Source organism: Pseudomonas sp. AIG (genome assembly GCF_977020205.1).
Window position 1 is genome coordinate 35,171 of record NZ_CDROCK010000019.1, and the last position, 16,196, is coordinate 51,366.

The 16,196-nt window shown below is 61.2% G+C and carries 11 protein-coding genes; 5 read left to right on the plus strand and 6 right to left on the minus strand.

Going from position 1 to position 16,196, the window contains the following annotated elements; genetic code table 11:
* Window positions 1–102: 102 nt before the first annotated feature.
* The 5 genes from ACWR1S_RS13340 to ACWR1S_RS13360 form a co-directional block, all read right to left on the minus strand.
* Entirely contained in the window at window positions 103–546 is a 444-nt protein-coding gene (locus tag ACWR1S_RS13340; protein WP_454563812.1) for a chemotaxis protein CheY, read from the minus strand.
* A 112-nt stretch (window positions 547–658) separates the two neighbouring features.
* A complete protein-coding gene (locus ACWR1S_RS13345) occupies window positions 659–1,375 on the minus strand; it encodes an MgtC/SapB family protein (protein ID WP_007913384.1) in 717 nt (238 codons plus the stop codon).
* A 140-nt stretch (window positions 1,376–1,515) separates the two neighbouring features.
* Window positions 1,516–4,215 (minus strand): magnesium-translocating P-type ATPase, encoded by a 2,700-nt coding sequence (gene mgtA / locus ACWR1S_RS13350; RefSeq protein ID WP_454563813.1) that lies wholly within the window; start codon window positions 4,213–4,215, stop codon window positions 1,516–1,518.
* Window positions 4,216–4,790: 575 nt separating this feature from the next.
* Window positions 4,791–6,125 carry a lysine N(6)-hydroxylase/L-ornithine N(5)-oxygenase family protein gene (locus ACWR1S_RS13355; protein WP_454563814.1) on the minus strand — a complete coding sequence of 445 codons (1,335 nt, stop codon included), beginning with the start codon at window positions 6,123–6,125 and terminating at the stop codon, window positions 4,791–4,793.
* 131 nt (window positions 6,126–6,256) lie between these two features.
* Complete coding sequence (locus ACWR1S_RS13360) at window positions 6,257–6,739, minus strand: sigma-70 family RNA polymerase sigma factor (protein ID WP_454563815.1); 483 nt, start codon at window positions 6,737–6,739, stop codon at window positions 6,257–6,259.
* A 319-nt stretch (window positions 6,740–7,058) separates the two neighbouring features.
* On the opposite strand from ACWR1S_RS13360, the gene ACWR1S_RS13365 reads away from it, so the two are divergent.
* From ACWR1S_RS13365 to ACWR1S_RS13375, 3 genes are read left to right on the plus strand one after another with little or no spacing between them, the layout of a single operon-like run.
* Window positions 7,059–8,231, plus strand: coding sequence for an efflux RND transporter periplasmic adaptor subunit (locus tag ACWR1S_RS13365; protein WP_454563816.1), 1,173 nt, complete (start codon window positions 7,059–7,061; stop codon window positions 8,229–8,231).
* A complete protein-coding gene (locus tag ACWR1S_RS13370; RefSeq protein WP_454563817.1) occupies window positions 8,232–10,205 on the plus strand; it encodes a MacB family efflux pump subunit in 1,974 nt (657 codons plus the stop codon).
* A 7-nt stretch (window positions 10,206–10,212) separates the two neighbouring features.
* Window positions 10,213–11,607 carry an efflux transporter outer membrane subunit gene (locus ACWR1S_RS13375; RefSeq protein ID WP_454563818.1) on the plus strand — a complete coding sequence of 465 codons (1,395 nt, stop codon included), beginning with the start codon at window positions 10,213–10,215 and terminating at the stop codon, window positions 11,605–11,607.
* A 121-nt stretch (window positions 11,608–11,728) separates the two neighbouring features.
* On the opposite strand, the gene pvdP is transcribed toward ACWR1S_RS13375, so the two are convergent.
* Window positions 11,729–13,348 carry a pyoverdine maturation tyrosinase PvdP gene (gene pvdP / locus ACWR1S_RS13380; protein ID WP_454563819.1) on the minus strand — a complete coding sequence of 540 codons (1,620 nt, stop codon included), beginning with the start codon at window positions 13,346–13,348 and terminating at the stop codon, window positions 11,729–11,731.
* A 185-nt stretch (window positions 13,349–13,533) separates the two neighbouring features.
* Here pvdP and pvdM point away from each other — a divergent pair, with 185 nt between their 5' ends.
* Together pvdM and pvdN are read left to right on the plus strand one after the other, a co-directional pair.
* A complete protein-coding gene (pvdM, locus tag ACWR1S_RS13385) occupies window positions 13,534–14,904 on the plus strand; it encodes a pyoverdine-tailoring dipeptidase-like protein PvdM (protein ID WP_454563820.1) in 1,371 nt (456 codons plus the stop codon).
* Window positions 14,901–16,181, plus strand: a complete 1,281-nt coding sequence (pvdN, locus tag ACWR1S_RS13390) for a pyoverdine-tailoring periplasmic protein PvdN (RefSeq protein WP_454563821.1) — start codon at window positions 14,901–14,903, stop codon at window positions 16,179–16,181. The genes pvdM and pvdN overlap by 4 nt, the downstream gene beginning before the upstream one ends.
* The last annotated feature ends 15 nt before the right edge of the window (window positions 16,182–16,196 follow it).

Below are 16,196 nucleotides of genomic sequence, written 5' to 3' on the forward strand. Positions count from 1 at the left end.
CACCGACACGGGTTGATCCAGACTCAGTGGCTGTACCGGGACTGTTGCATGGAACGGGGAGCAAATCACCTGTCAGACCTGACAGTTGCGGCCGGTAATTTTTTATGCATGTGCAGCGTTTTGCACTAACGGGTAGTACTTGCTCACGGCCGGATCCTGGCGTCTGGCGGGTGCATCGACCAGCGCCATCAACTGGCTGATCGATTGTCTGGAAGGCAGCACCAAATGGCTGATCTGCACATTCTCCTGGGCGAATCCCAAGGCCGGTTGCAACGGCGCCGTGCCTTCGTTGTAGATCAACGCCTGACGAACCTGCGGGTTATCGAGGAAAAACCCCAACAAATCCAGCGAACCCGCCGCCAGTTCGGCATTGATGACCACCACATCGAACGGCTCGCAACCGTAGTCCACCAGCGTCATCAGTTCGATAAGGCTTTGCGCCGGCGCCACGCGGTAGTAATCGAGGCTGTTGAATAAGCGCTCGACTTTCATCCGGTGGAAGTGCTGCGAGTCGGCGATCAGGATGCGCAGGGCTTTATTGATCATGATTGATCTCCCGATGTCACGGTTTCTGGGTGCGGCAAGACTACGCAAGCTCCGTGGCGGGATCTGTAGGAATATTCCGAAAAAAACAGCTATTCATCGGAGGGTGAACAGTTTATTCAGTGGTACTCGGACTCCAGAACGCCTGCACCACCAATGCCGACGTCGAGATTCTCGCGACCAGGGCATCCAGTTCATCACCATCGACCGACGTTGTCGCCAGTGTCGCTTCGATTTCGATTTCATCGGCGCCAAACGCATGCACATCGACATCACTGGCCGGGTAGTTGCTGCGCTCAAGCTCGGCTTCGAGCAAGGCGAACACGGCGGTTTGCTGTGAGCGGCGGGCGATGACGTAGACGATGTTGGTGACTTCCGCCGAGACCACGTCCAGTGGCTGGCGGTTGATATTGTTGACGATCGGCCGCAGCAAGGTGTTGGCGGCGAGGATGAACAATGTGCCGAGCACGGCTTCGGCGAGCAGGTCGGCACCGGCACAGGCGCCGACCGCTGCGGAGGTCCACAGGGTCGCGGCGGTATTGAGACCGCGCACGTTGCCCTCTTCGCGCATGATCACCCCGGCGCCGAGAAAGCCGATGCCGGACACCACATAGGCGACCACGCGCACCGCGCCTTCGGCGCCGGCGAGACGGTTGGCCATGTCGACAAAAATCGCCGCGCCGACGGCGACCAGTACGTTGGTGCGCAGGCCGGCGGTGCGTTGCCGGTACTGGCGCTCGAAACCGATCAGACCACCGAGGATGAACGCGGCGCTGAGGCTGACGAGGGTGTCGAGCAGCGAATCGAGGTTGAGGTTGTTGATGGCTTGCATAAAAAACCCTTGAAAACACGCGATCCCTGTAGGAGTGAGCCTGCTCGCGATAGCGGTGTGTCAGTCACTGCAATATTGACTGACAGATTGCTATCGCGAGCAGGCTCACTCCTACAGGGGGAACAGCGTTGGCCCTGCGGTTATTGCCAGCCGAACCGGCGGATGTAGAAGCCTTTCACCGCTTGGGTCAGCGCCATGTACGCCAGCAGAATCACCGGCAGGAACACGAAGTACAGCGACGGCAGTGCCTGCAATTTGAAGTAGTGCGCCAGCGGCCCCATCGGCAGGAAGATGCCGACCGCCATTATGATCCCGGTCATCACCAGCAGCGGCAGGGCTGCACGGCTTTGCAGAAAGGGAATCTTCGGCGTGCGGATCATGTGCACGATCAGCGTCTGGGTCAGCAACCCGACCACGAACCAGCCAGACTGGAACAGCGTCTGGTGATCCGGGGTGTTGGCATCGAACACGTACCACATCAAGGCGAACGTGGTGATGTCAAAGATCGAACTGATCGGGCCGAAGAACAGCATGAAGCGCCCGACATCGCCCGGCTGCCAGCGTTGTGGTTTTTTCAGCATGTCCTCGTCGACGTTATCGAACGGAATGGCAATCTGCGAAATGTCGTAGAGCAGGTTCTGCACCAGCAGGTGCATCGGCAGCATCGGCAGGAACGGAATAAACGCACTGGCGACCAGCACCGAGAACACGTTGCCGAAGTTGGAACTGGCGGTCATTTTGATGTACTTGAGCATGTTGGCGAAGGTGCGCCGCCCTTCGAGCACGCCCTCCTCCAGCACCATCAGGCTCTTTTCCAACAGGATGATGTCAGCCGCTTCCTTGGCGATGTCCACCGCGCTGTCCACGGAAATACCGATGTCGGCGGTACGCAGTGCCGGTGCATCGTTGATGCCGTCACCCATGAAGCCGACCACGTGACCGTTGCCTTTGAGGATGCGCACGATGCGTTCCTTGTGTGACGGCGTCAGTTTGGCGAAGACGTTGGTGGTTTCCACTGCCACTGCCAGTTCGGCATCGCTCATGCGCTCGACGTCGTTGCCCAGCAGCAGGCCTTGTTGCGCAAGGCCCACTTCGCGGCAGATCTTCGCGGTCACCAGCTCGTTGTCGCCGGTCAGCACTTTCACCGCCACGCCATGTTCGGCCAGGGCCTTGAGCGCTGGCGCGGTGCTTTCCTTCGGCGGATCGAGGAACGCCACATAACCGATCAGCGTCAGTTCCTGCTCATCGGCCAGGCTATAAACTTCGCGACCTTCGGGCATCGAGCGGGCGGCAACCGCCACCACGCGCAAGCCTTCAGCGTTGAATGCTGCGGTGACCTGACGAATCTTGGTCAGCAATTCATCGCTCAAGGCTTCATCGACCTCGCCGTGCCGCACGCGGCTGCACACCGCCAAGACTTCTTCGACCGCACCTTTGCAGATCAACTGATGTGGCTGGCCACGTCCTTCGACCACCACCGACATGCGCCGACGATTGAAGTCGAACGGGATCTCGTCGACCTTGCGAAACGTCGTGCCGACTTTCAGTTCGCGGTGGACTTCCACGTGTTCCAGCACCGCGACATCCAGCAGGTTTTTCAGGCCGGTCTGGTAGTAGCTGTTGAGGTAAGCCATTTCCAGCACGTCATCGGAGTCTTCGCCCCAGACATCGACATTGCGCGCGAGGAAGATCTTGTCCTGGGTCAGCGTGCCGGTCTTGTCGGTGCACAGCACGTCCATGGCGCCGAAGTTCTGGATCGCATCGAGACGTTTGACGATGACTTTTTTCCGCGACAGGAACACCGCGCCTTTGGCCAGCGTCGAGGTGACGATCATCGGCAGCATTTCCGGGGTCAGGCCCACGGCAATCGACAGCGCGAACAGCAATGCTTCGGTCCAGTCACCCTTGGTGAAACCGTTGATGAACAGCACCAGCGGCGCCATGACGAACATGAAGCGGATCAACAGCCAGCTGACTTTGTTGACGCCTTGCTGGAACGAAGTCACCGCGCGATCGGTTGCGCCGACACGCTGCGCCAGCGCACCGAAATAGGTGCTGTTGCCCGTGGTGAGAATCACCGCCACCGCCGTTCCGGAGACGACGTTGGTGCCCATGAACAGGATGTTGTCGAGCTCCAGCGGATTGCGCGTGTCGCGATCGGCCTGACGCGGGAATTTTTCCACCGGCATCGATTCGCCAGTCATCGCTGCCTGACTGACGAACAGGTCCTTGGCGCTGAGCACCCGGCAATCGGCCGGAATCATGTCGCCGGCCGAAAGCACGATCAAATCGCCCGGCACCAGTTGCTTGATCGGCAATTCGCTGCGCGGCGCGTCACGGCGCATCACCGTGGCGGTGTTGCTGACCATGGCTTTCAGTGCGTCGGCGGCCTGGTTGGATTTGCTTTCCTGCCAGAAGCGCAGCAGCGTCGACAGCACCACCATGGAGAAAATCACCACGGCGGCTTTGAGGTCTTCGGTCAGCCACGAGATCACCGCCAACAACGTCAGCAGCAGGTTGAACGGGTTTTTGTAGCAGTGCCACAGGTGAATCCACCATGGCAGCGGCTGCTCGTGTTCGACTTCGTTGAGGCCGTATTGCGCACGCAGCGCATCGACTTCGAAATCGGTGAGGCCATCGGAATGCGTGCCGAGTGACGACAGCAATACGCCGCTGTCGCAATGCGCAGCGTCGACCAAAGTGTTGGCCAAGGTCGGCGGGACTTCACGGCTGACCGTGGTGTCGTTGATCGATTCCAGCAGCGCCAGGCGACGGAAGTGCCGGGCGATGTGGCGGGTCCGCAGAAAACCTGCGAAAAATTCCTTGAGCGTAAGTTTCATGGCTGTTGCCCCTATGGTCAGCCGGGAAACCGTCAAGCAGGTACGGCCGCGCCTCGTCCGCCGGAACAACCGGCACGGCAAGGCCTGGCGCGCCGGTCAGAAAAGACAGGCGTGTCGATAGGGCTGCGATCACGACTGTGCAGTCGAAATCACGCTCTGTTCAGCGTCGATGAGAAGGAACGTCCAGACATGGCCCAGGACGGGTCATGCACGGGATGCCGCTGCTCGCTGTTACGGCGAGACAACGGCAGAAAGGCTGCGCGTTATCTTGCCGAGAATCTGCCGGTTACCGAGACCGGCCGACAACTGTCACTCGAACAAGTACCCACTGTGGGTCTCCGCTATTGATGAAAACGCGCGAAGCTTACGCCCCGATGATGGGAGAGTAAACCGGCAAAAGGAGGTGTGTCGGGGAATGTGGGGGATGTTCAGGAAGGGTTCAGGATGATCGTTCCCACGCTCTGCGTGGGAATGCCTCAACGGACGCTCCGCGTTCGGCCTTCGATAGGGACGCGGAGCGTCCCGGGCTGCATTCCCACGCAGAGCGTGGGAATGATCTGGCCTGGAAATCGGCGTTAGCTGGCAGTCGCCAACAACAGATCCGCCATCGAACGATGCCCACGGTTCTTGCCATGCTCATACAACGAACCGGCAATCTCGTCCGCACGAATCGGCAGCACCGACAGCAGCGTGTCGCTCAGACCGTGGCTGGCCTGGCAGAACCCCTGCATGTAGATGCCGGCCTTGCAGCGCTCGTCGGTGATCAGTTTGTAGTTGCGATCGACCTCGAAGTCGCCCAGGTATTCTTCCAGCGGCGCCAGCAGTTTGCGGTGCATCTGCCGCTCGTAACCGGTGGCCAGAACCACGGCGTCGTAGTTGCGCACGGTGACTTCACCGGTGGCGTTGTTGCGCACGGCCAACTCGATGCCATTCTCGGTAGCGGTGGCTTTCTCGACGGTGGTCAGGGTGCGGAAGGAATGACGGGCAACCCCGGATACCTTCTGACGATAGAAGATGCCGTAGATGCGTTCGATCAGGTCGATGTCGACTACCGAATAGTTGGTGTTGTGGTACTCGTTGACCAGACGCTCACGCTCGGCGCTGTTCTGCTGGAAGACCAGGTCGGTGAACTCCGGCGAAAACACTTCGTTGACGAACGGGCTGTCGTCCGCAGGCTTGAGTGCCGAGCCGCGCAGGATCATGTCGACCTGTACCGACGGGAACGAATCATTCAGGTCGATAAAGGCTTCCGCCGCGCTCTGCCCACCACCGATGATTGCAATGCTCATCGGCTGATTGTTCACGCACGGCTGCTTGGCCATTTGCGACAGATACTGCGAGTGGTGGAACACCCGGGTGTCGCCCTTCAACGCCTTGAACGCCTCGGGAATGCGCGGCGTGCCGCCGGCGCTGACCACCACCGAACGGGTGGTCCGCACATGCTGCAGGCCCTGGCTGTCGCGGGAAATCACACGCAGTGCTTCAACCTGATGGTTGTGCAGCACCGGCTCGATGGTCAGCACTTCTTCGCCGTAACGGCTCTGCTCGGTGAACTGCCCGGCGACCCAGCGCAGGTAGTCGTTGTACTCCATGCGGCACGGATAGAAGGTGCCGAGGTTGATGAAGTCGACCAGACGACCGTGATACTTGAGGTAATTGACGAACGAGTACGGGCTGGTCGGATTGCGCAGGGTCACCAGATCCTTGAGGAAGGAAATCTGCAATTCGCTCTGCGTCGACAGGGTGTTGCCGTGCCAGCTGTAGTTGGCCTGCTTGTCGAGGAACAGCACATCCAGCTCGCCCTGGGTCGGGCCGCGCTCTTGCAGAGCGATGGCCAGCGCCAGGTTCGAAGGGCCGAAACCGACGCCGATCAGGTCGTGAACGATGGGCGATGCAATTGCCTGTGTCATTTCCAGTGTCCTCTGGATGAACCCCTCAACGCGGGGATAAAGCCTGGGTGGCCTGACCGGCCTGAATCAGGTCAGCAGGTCGTCTGTTGAGTAGGAACGAGGACGATGAAAAGAAATTTAACCAGCAAGGATCAATGGGCATCCCATTGTTTGATCCGCAAGCGGCAATGTTTCATGGCGTTGACGATGTGCTTTTCCACCAATGCCTTGGAAATCCCGAGGTGCTCGGCAATTTCCGGATGGGACAGACCTTCGATCTTGCGCAGCAGAAAACTTTCCCGGCAGCGCGGCGGCAACTCGGCCAGCGCGCGCTGGAGCATCTCCAGACGCTGGCCATGATCGAGGGTGCCATGGGGCGACGGGGTGAAATAGCGCTCTTCGCTGTCCAGCACGTCAAGCGATTCGACCTGACGCAAGGCGTTGCGTCGATGATCGTCGATGACCAGGTTCAATGCCGTGCGATAAAGGAAGGCCCGCGGTTGTTCGATCGGCGTATCGCTGGAACGCTCCAGCACCCGCACATAAGCGTCATGCACCACATCTTCGGCCACCTGACGGTTGCCCAGCCTGGCGTTTAGGAAACACACCAGCTCGCGATAGTAGTTTTCCAACATGACTCCCGACCGCAGCGGTGCGGTTTCGATCCTTGAGCCATCTGCGCCAGGGTCAAAAGGACAATGGCACGATGGTGGCAATTTCAGATGCGTAATTTATAGTAATTCTCATATAGATTTAAAGTGCTGTTTCGATTTGCCCGACAAATTGTTGCCGCCTATACCTGTTACCGCGTTTTTCAGCGCTTAAATTACCCACCGCGTCTCTCGTTTAAAGGACAGTTCCCCGTATCTGTCGCGTCCTGCGCCAGCGTTCGGTCGTGGCCCGCGTGCGGTGCCGGCTGGATGACGGGTCGATTTTCACTGGCCGGAACCCTGCATGAAACGTCCCCGCCCCGCCCGACGCGCCCTGCTCGTAGCCCTTTGTCTGATTCCCGTTGTCGCCGTAGCCGCCTGGCAGATATTGCCCCCCGGCCGGGACAAGTTCGCCACCGTGCAAGTCAGTCGCGGTGACATTGAAAGCAGCGTCACCGCGCTCGGCACGTTGCAGCCACGGCGCTACGTGGACGTCGGCGCCCAGGCGTCCGGGCAGATCCGCAAAATCCATGTGGAAGTCGGCGACGTGGTCAAGCAAGGCCAATTGCTCGTCGAAATCGACCCGTCCACGCAAAAGGCCAAACTCGACGCCAGCCAGTTCTCCATCGAAAACCTCAAGGCGCAGCTACAAGAGCAACAGGCCCAACACGAGCTCGCACGGCAGAAGTACCAGCGCCAGCAAAACCTCGCGGCCGGCGGCGCCACGCGTGAAGAAGATGTGCAGACCGCGCGCGCCGAACTCAAGGCCACCCAGGCGCGAATCGACATGTTCCGCGCGCAGATCCGCCAAGCCGAAGCCAGCCTGCGCAGCGATCAGGCCGAACTGGGCTACACGCGGATTTATGCGCCAATGGCAGGCACCGTGGTCGCACTCGATGCCCGCGAAGGCCAGACACTCAATGCCCAGCAACAGACACCGCTGATTCTGCGCATCGCCAAACTCTCGCCGATGACGGTCTGGGCCGAAGTCTCCGAAGCCGATATCGGCCATGTCAAACCGGGCATGACCGCGTACTTCACCACGCTCAGCGGGGGTAATCGGCGCTGGAGCAGCACCGTTCGGCAGATTCTGCCGGTGCCACCCAAACCGCTGGACCAGACCAGCCAGGGCGGTGGCAGCCCGGCCAGTTCGAGTAAAAGCGGCAGCGCGCGCGTGGTGCTGTACACCGTGCTGCTGGACGTCGATAACGCCGACAACGCCTTGATGGCAGAGATGACCACGCAAGTGTTCTTCGTTGCCGACCAGGCGAAAAACGTGCTCACCGCACCGGTCGCCGCCCTGCAAGGCAGCGCCGTCGCCAACCGGCAGACCGCGCAGGTCATCGCCGCCAATGGCGAGATTCAGTCCCGCGAAGTGAGCACCGGCATCAGCGACCGTCTTAAAGTGCAGATTATCGAAGGCTTGAACGAAGGCGATCACTTGCTGATCGGCCCGGCCGACGGCAGCGGAGGTTGAATGCAAACGCCTCTGATCGACCTGCAGGACATCCGCAAATCCTACGGCGGTGGCGACGCCCCCGAAGTTCACGTGTTGCGCGGGATCGACCTGTCGATCCACGCCGGCGAGTTCGTGGCGATTGTCGGGGCGTCCGGCTCTGGCAAATCAACGTTGATGAACATTCTCGGCTGCCTCGACCGACCGACCAGCGGTGAATACCGTTTTGCCGGGGAAAACGTCGCCGGACTCGACAGCGATGAACTGGCCTGGCTACGCCGCGAAGCGTTCGGTTTCGTGTTCCAGGGCTATCACCTGATTCCGTCCGGCTCGGCTCAGGAAAACGTCGAGATGCCGGCCATCTACGCCGGCACACCTGCCGCCGAACGGCATGCCCGCGCCGCCGCCCTGCTCGACCGTCTCGGCCTGGCCTCGCGCACCGGCAACCGCCCGCATCAGCTTTCCGGCGGTCAGCAACAACGCGTGTCGATTGCCCGCGCGCTGATGAACGGCGGCCATATCATTCTGGCCGACGAACCGACCGGCGCCCTCGACAGCCACAGCGGCAAGGAAGTCATGGCGCTGCTCGATGAACTGGCGAGCCAGGGGCATGTGGTCATTCTCATCACCCACGACCGCGAAGTGGCGGCACGGGCCAAGCGCATTATCGAAATCAGCGATGGCTTGATCATCAGCGATAGCGCCAGAAACAACCCCGACGCCCAGACCAGCGCCAATCCCGGCGCCCTGCAAGCAGTGGATCTGCGCAAACGCTTGAGCGAAGGCGCCGAAGCCACCGGGGCCTGGAAAGGCGAACTGGTGGACGCCCTGCACGCGGCGTGGCGGGTGATGTGGATCAACCGCTTTCGCACCGCGCTGACCCTGCTCGGCATCATCATCGGCGTAGCCTCGGTGGTGGTCATGCTCGCCGTCGGTGAAGGCAGCAAGCGCCAGGTCATGGCGCAAATGGGCGCGTTCGGCTCCAACATCATTTATCTCAGCGGCTCGGCGCCCAATCCGCGAACGCCACCGGGCATCATCACTCTCGACGATGTGCATGCCCTGGCAAGCCTGCCGCAAGTGCAGCGGATCATGCCGGTGAATGGCGCCGAGGCCGGCGTGCGCTTCGGCAATGCCGACCACCTGAGTTACGTCGGCGGCAATGACACCAACTTCCCGGCAATCTTCAACTGGCCGGTGGTTCAAGGCAGTTACTTCACTGAAGCCGACGAACAGAACGCGGCCGCCGTTGCAGTGATCGGCCACAAGGTGCGCACCAAACTCCTCAAAGACGTACCGAACCCGATCGGCCAGTACATCCTGATCGAGAACGTGCCGTTTCAGGTGGTCGGGGTGCTGGCGGAAAAAGGTGCCAGCTCCGGCGATTCCGACAGCGACAACCGTATTGCCGTGCCCTACTCCGCCGCCAGCGTCAGGTTGTTCGGCACGCGCAATCCCGAGTACGTGGCCATCGCTGCCGCCGACGCGCGCAAGGTCAAGGACACCGAACACGCCATCGAACAACTGATGCTGAACCTGCACAACGGCAAGAAGGATTTCGAACTGACCAACAACGCCGCGATGATCCAGGCCGAAGCGCGCACGCAAAACACCCTGTCGCTGATGCTCGGCTCGATTGCCGCCATCTCGCTGCTGGTCGGTGGGATTGGCGTGATGAACATCATGCTCATGACCGTCCGCGAACGTACCCGCGAGATCGGCATCCGCATGGCCACCGGCGCCCGCCAGCGCGACATCCTGCGCCAGTTTCTCACCGAAGCGGTGATGCTCTCGGTGGTCGGCGGCATCGCCGGCATCGCCCTCGCGCTGATCATTGGCGGCGTGCTGATTCTCAGTGAAGTCGCGGTGGCGTTCTCATTGATGGCGGTACTCGGCGCTTTTGGTTGCGCCCTGGTCACCGGTGTTGTCTTCGGCTTCATGCCGGCCCGCAAAGCTGCCCGGCTCGACCCGGTCACGGCCCTTACCAGTGAATGATCGCTCTATGAAACCGCGCCTCAGTCTGTTGACCGCCTGCCTGATACTCAGCGCTTGCGGCAGTGCCCCACAACCCCCGGACAGCGGCATCATGCCGCCGCCCGCCTGGCAATCGCCGCACAGCACCGGCGCCGAACGCGACGCGCTGCGCTGGTGGACGGGCTTCGCCAGCCCGCAACTCGATCAACTGATCGAGCAGGCCCAGGTCGGCAGTTATGACCTCGCCGCGGCCATCGCTCGCGTCCGTCAGGCGCGGGCCGACACGGTCATTGCCGGCGGTTCGCAGTGGCCGGAAATACAAGGCACCGGCAACGCCAATCGGCAGAAGCTGTTGCGCGGCGATGGCTATCGTCAATTGGATGCCGACAGCAACAACAAGGCTGTGGACTATTTCGACGTCGGCCTCAGCGCCAGTTACGAAATCGACTTCTGGGGTGGCCAGCGCGCATCGCGCGACAGTGCGCAGTTCAGCCTGCAGGCCAGCGAGTTCGATCGAGCCACCGTCGAGCTGACCCTGCTCAGCGGCGTCGCCAACAGCTACACGCAAGTGTTGTCACTGCAGGAACAAAGTCGCATTACCGCGCTTAATCTGGCCAACGCGCAAAACGTCCTGCAACTGGTGCAGACGCGCTACAACGCAGGTTCCGCCACGGCGCTGGAGCTGGCGCAACAAAAAAGCCTGGTGGCGGCGCAGCAACGCCAACTGCCGACCGTCCAGCAACAGGTCCGAGACGCGCAGATCGCGCTGGCGGCACTGCTCGGCCGCCCGGTGCAAGACCTGCCGGCCAGCCACGAGTCCTTCGACCAGTTGCAATGGCCGCCGATCTCCGCCGGTGTGCCCAGCGAACTGCTGATCCGGCGTCCGGATATTGCCCGTGCCGAGGCGCAATTGGCGGCAGCTCAGGCGAACGTGACGGTGGCACGGGCGTCGATGCTGCCGAAAATCACCTTGGGCGCGAGCATTGGCTCCGGCGCCAACCAGGCTGATGATATCTGGCGCAGTCCGTTCTACAACCTCACCGCCGGGTTGATCGCACCGATCTTCAACAACGGCCGTCTGGGCGCTGAACGCGACAAGGCCACGGCCCGCCAGGAAGAGCTGCTGCAAACCTATCGGGGCGCCATCATCAACGGTTTCGCCGACGTCGAAAAAGCCCTCAACAGCATCCGCGGCCTTGATCAACAACGGCAGTGGCAGAGTGAAGAACTGAACCAGGCGCAAACCGCTTTCAACATCGCCCAGAGCCGGTATCAGGCCGGCGCCGAGGACTTGCTGACCGTGCTGGAAACCCAGCGCACGCTGTATGCAGCGCAAGACCAGAATGTGCAACTGCGGCTGTCGCGAATGCAGGCGAGTATTGCTTTGTACAAAGCACTGGGCGGCGGCTGGCAGGCGCTGTAATCGCGCAGCCCGGCCAAGCGCTTTCGCGAGCAGGCTCGCTCCCACAGGGATCACGTTCCAATTGGAGGAATGCGGTCAACCTGTGGGAGCGAGCTTGCTCGCGAAGAACGATGACGCCGTCTCAGAGCGAAGTCTGTTTCGGTTTCAGATTGCGCGCATACCACGGCCGTTGCGGCACGCGGCGGAACAGCCCGGCGAGTTTCTTCTCGTCATTGAGGAAGGTGATACGCAGCGCCAGCTTCATGGTTTCCGGGTCCATCTCCACGGTCTTGCCCGCCTGCAACCCCGGTGTGGTGCTGCAACCATGGGTGACCGGACCCAGCCACGGATCATCGACCTCGTTCCAGCGCCCCGGTGCAAACCACTGCACACCATTGACCACTTTGCGAGTGACCTGGCCTGGATGGAAGCGCTCGTGGGCGCGGAACCAGTCCTCAATACGATCGTCGATCCAGCCATGGAAATGCCAGAAGGCCGGGTTGACGTGAGACGAAAAAGGATCGCCCAAAAAGTCGTTTTCCGCGCCATACCAGCGCGGTGCGAAATCGGCCTGATCGCGGGCGAACGGCACTGGCTGACCGTTGGACGGATCACGCGGCACTGACGCCCAGCGCATGTGCAGCCAGTCGTGCAGCCCCAACTCGACCTCGGAACCGAACTGGCCGAGCGTGAGCCTGGCCAGGTACACCGGGTCACGGTATTGCGACTCCCAGACCTGGAAGTTGCTTTCGTAGGTCTCGGCGGTCTTGATGTCGCTGACCCACTTGCTGTACTCGTCATCTCCGTCAGCCAGCCATGCGGGCGGCAGCGCCGTGCCGTCATGGTTGTCGAAGTAACGGGCGAAGCCCGGGCGATCACGGATCAATTCCGGCTGTGGCAGCGGAAAGTATTCCCACGATGGCAGGTCCTGCATTGAACGCGCCGTGCCGAGCATGTGCCGGTGCATGAAGAAGAAATCCACACCGGAGCCATTGCGGTCCTTGCGCGGCCCACGGGCATCGCGCTCCTTGTCGCGTGGTCCAGGCTGCCAGCCGATGCCGCGCAAGGCTTCGCGCTTGTCTTCAGGCAAGGTGTGCCACTTGTCCCGCGTGGCATGCCACAACTGGTGAAACAGTCGGTGTTCGGGGGAAATCAGCCAGGCCAGCAGCGGCGGATTCAGTGGCGTACGTTCACGCGCCTCGGGAAACAGGCGCTTGACCGCGACGAAACCATTGTCCTGTGCCGGCAAGGACAAGGGACGATCCAGACGCAACGCTTTACCGCTGAGGGTGCCTTTGCCGGCGTTGCCGAAATCGGCCCAGACCTCATCCAGGATCATTTCCAGCTCATAGTTGATCTGGCCTTGCGCACCGACCAGTCGCCAGCTCAGTTTCGCCGCATCGGCACCGGCCAGATCGCCAAGAATTCGGTAACGCGGTGTTTCGCCGGAGCGCAGACGCTCCGGCGTATCAAGGAAACCACAGACGCCACGGCCTTTCTGGCCGATGTCGAGGAATACTTGCAGGCCCTTGGTCGGCAGGCCTTCGAGGCCAGCGTCACGGCCTTCAAAGCGAATATCCCAGATGCCACGCAGGGCACTGGCCAAACGTTGTCCGGCGAGGTCGGCGACGTCGAAAGACGCTTCACCCGGTGTGATCGTCGGATCCGGCTTCGTCCACTCACGATGCCCAAAATAAGCCGCCGGCACGGCAGCGCCGGTCAGCGCCAGGCCCGCCATGAACCATCGTCGAGAAATCTTCATTGCCCTACCTGTGTCAGCCATGAAGCAGGCTTTATCCAAGCTAGAACGTTTGCTGCCCGGGCAAATTTAAGCAGTCATTTTCGTCACGGGGCGCTCGTCCTAAATTTCCCTGCCGATCGCTCGTTCCTCCCAGATAGCAAAGGCTTTGCGCCTGCACCTCGATGGCGAACCCGACTGAGATGGCAATGACAAAACCACGTTCGAAAAAGGCTCTATTCATCGGCCTGCCCTTAGCCCTGGCGATCAGCGCCGGCGCAGGCTTTGCCGCTTGGCAGCACGGGTTCAAGGATGAGCTCGGCTACCCGGCGAAGATCGTCAAGCAGGCGGATGAACTGCACGAACGCATGCTCTCCTTCGACAGCCATGTCAGCCTGCTGCAGGACTTCGGCACCCAGGGCAACGAAGCCGATAAAGACGGTACAGGCCAGTTCGACCTGGCCAAGGCTGGCCGTGGGCGCTTGTCCGGCGCCGCGCTGACCATTTTCGGCTGGCCGGAGATGTGGAACGGCCCCGGCGCGCCGCACAAGCCAACCGCAGGTTTCATCGACGAGGCCCGCAATCAGCAGGAAATCCGTTACCGGATGATCTCCGGCATGGTCCGCGACTACCCCAATCAAGTCGCGATCGCCTATACCCCGGACGATATGCGGCGCCTGCACGGCGAAGGCAAATTCGCGATTTTCATCAGCATGCTCAACGCCTATCCACTGGGTCATGACCTGAACCTGCTGGACCTGTGGACGGCACGCGGCATGCGCATGTTCGCCTTCAGTTACATCGGCAATAACGACTGGGCCGATTCTTCGCGCCCGCTGCCGTTTCTGAATGATTCGCCGGACGCCCTCGACGGCCTCTCGGACCTGGGCAAGCAGGCCGTCAAACGTCTTAACGATCTGGGCGTGATCATCGACGTCTCGCAAATGTCCACCAAGGCGTTGGAGCAAGTCGCACAACTGAGCCGTACGCCACTGGTCGCCTCGCACTCGGCGCCGCGAGCGATGGTCGACATTCCGCGCAACCTCAGCGACAAGGAAATGCAGCTGATCAAGAACAGCGGCGGCGTGGTGCAGATCGTCGCGTTCTCGCAGTACCTGCGTCCGCTCACTCAGCAAACCCAGGACAAACTCAACGAACTGCGCAAGGAGTTCGACCTGCCGCCGCTGCCAAACCTGGCGATGGCGTTGATGCCTGGCGATCCGATCATTGCCGCCTGGTCCGAGCGCAAGTTCGGTCAGTACGCCAGCCGCCTCTACGCGATCCTCGAAGGCGAGCCGAAAGCCAGCCTCAAGGATCTGGGCGACGCCATCGAATACGCCGTGCGCAAGATTGGCATCGACTATGTCGGGATCAGCTCCGACTTCAATGAAGGTGGCGGCGTCAAAGGTTTCGAGAACGTCGGCGAGGTCCGTAATGTCACCGCCGAACTGCTGTCGCGCGGTTACTCCGAAGCCAACATCGCCAAGCTCTGGGGCGGCAATTTCCTGCGGGTCTGGGGCGAAGTCGAGAAAGCCGCAAAACCGGCACTGGCCAGCGCACAGGGAACCGCCAAGCCATGAGCAACCGTCGTGACTTTCTGAAACAAGCCGGGGTTCTCGCCGCCGCGTTGCCACTGGGCGCCAGCCTGCCGACTATCGCCAGCGCCGTCGTGGCTGCACCTGCACCGCGCAACAAATGGGCGCAGCTGCAGCAATTGTTCGATCAGGATCCGGACTACCTGCACTTCTCCAATTTCCTGATCACCTCGCACCCGCAACCGGTGCGAGAGGCCATTGAACGGCATCGCGCCGCGCTCGACAAAAATCCGGGTCTGGCCATGGACTGGGACTTCGGCGTGATTGAGCAACGCGAGGAAAACGTACGTGTGTGGGCCGGTCAATACCTGCAAGCCAACGCTAAACAGATCGCCCTGACCGGCAGCACCACCGAAGGCCTGACCATGATTTACGGCGGCGTGCATGTCCGTCCCGATCAGGAAATCCTGACCACCGTTCACGAACACTATGCCACCCACACCATCCTCGACCTGCGCAAGGAGCGCGAGGGTACGCAGGTGCGCAAGATCCGCCTGTTCAAGGACCCGCAGACCGCAACCAAAGCTGAAATTCTCGCCGCCATCGACAATGCGATCCGACCGCAAACTCGCGTAGTGGGCATGTGCTGGGTGCATTCGGGCAGCGGCGTGAAGCTGCCGATCGGTGACATCGGCGCCATCGTCGACAAGCACAACCGTGGCCGCAGCGATGCCGACCGGATCATCTACGTGGTCGACGGCGTGCACGGTTTCGGCGTGGACGACCTGAGTTTCGCGCAGATGAACTGCGATTTCTTCATCGCCGGCACCCACAAGTGGATGTTCGGCCCGCGCGGCACCGGCATCGTCTGCAGCCGTTTCGAGGAGGTCAAATACGTGACGCCGATCACCCCGACCTTCTCCGAGGCCACGACGTTTTCCACCACCATGACACCCGGCGGCTACCACGCCTTCGAGTATCGCTGGGCGCTGGACGAAGCCTTCAAGCTGCACCTGCAACTGGGCAAGGCCGACGTCGAAGCACGTATCCATGCACTCAACAGCTATCTGAAGAAACGTCTGCTGGAACACCCGCAGATCGAACTGGTTACGCCGCTGAGTCCGCAACTGTCCGCCGGTTTCACCTTCTTCCGCATCAAGGGCCGGGACAGCGGCAAGGTCGCCGCCTACCTGATGCAGAACCGGGTGGTCGCCGATGCCGTGGAGCGCGATGTCGGCCCGGTGGTGCGCACGGCGCCGGGCTTGCTTAACGACGAAGCGCAAATCGACCGCTTGATGGCGCTGCTGACCAGACAGCTGTAAGCGCCCCCGCGCCCC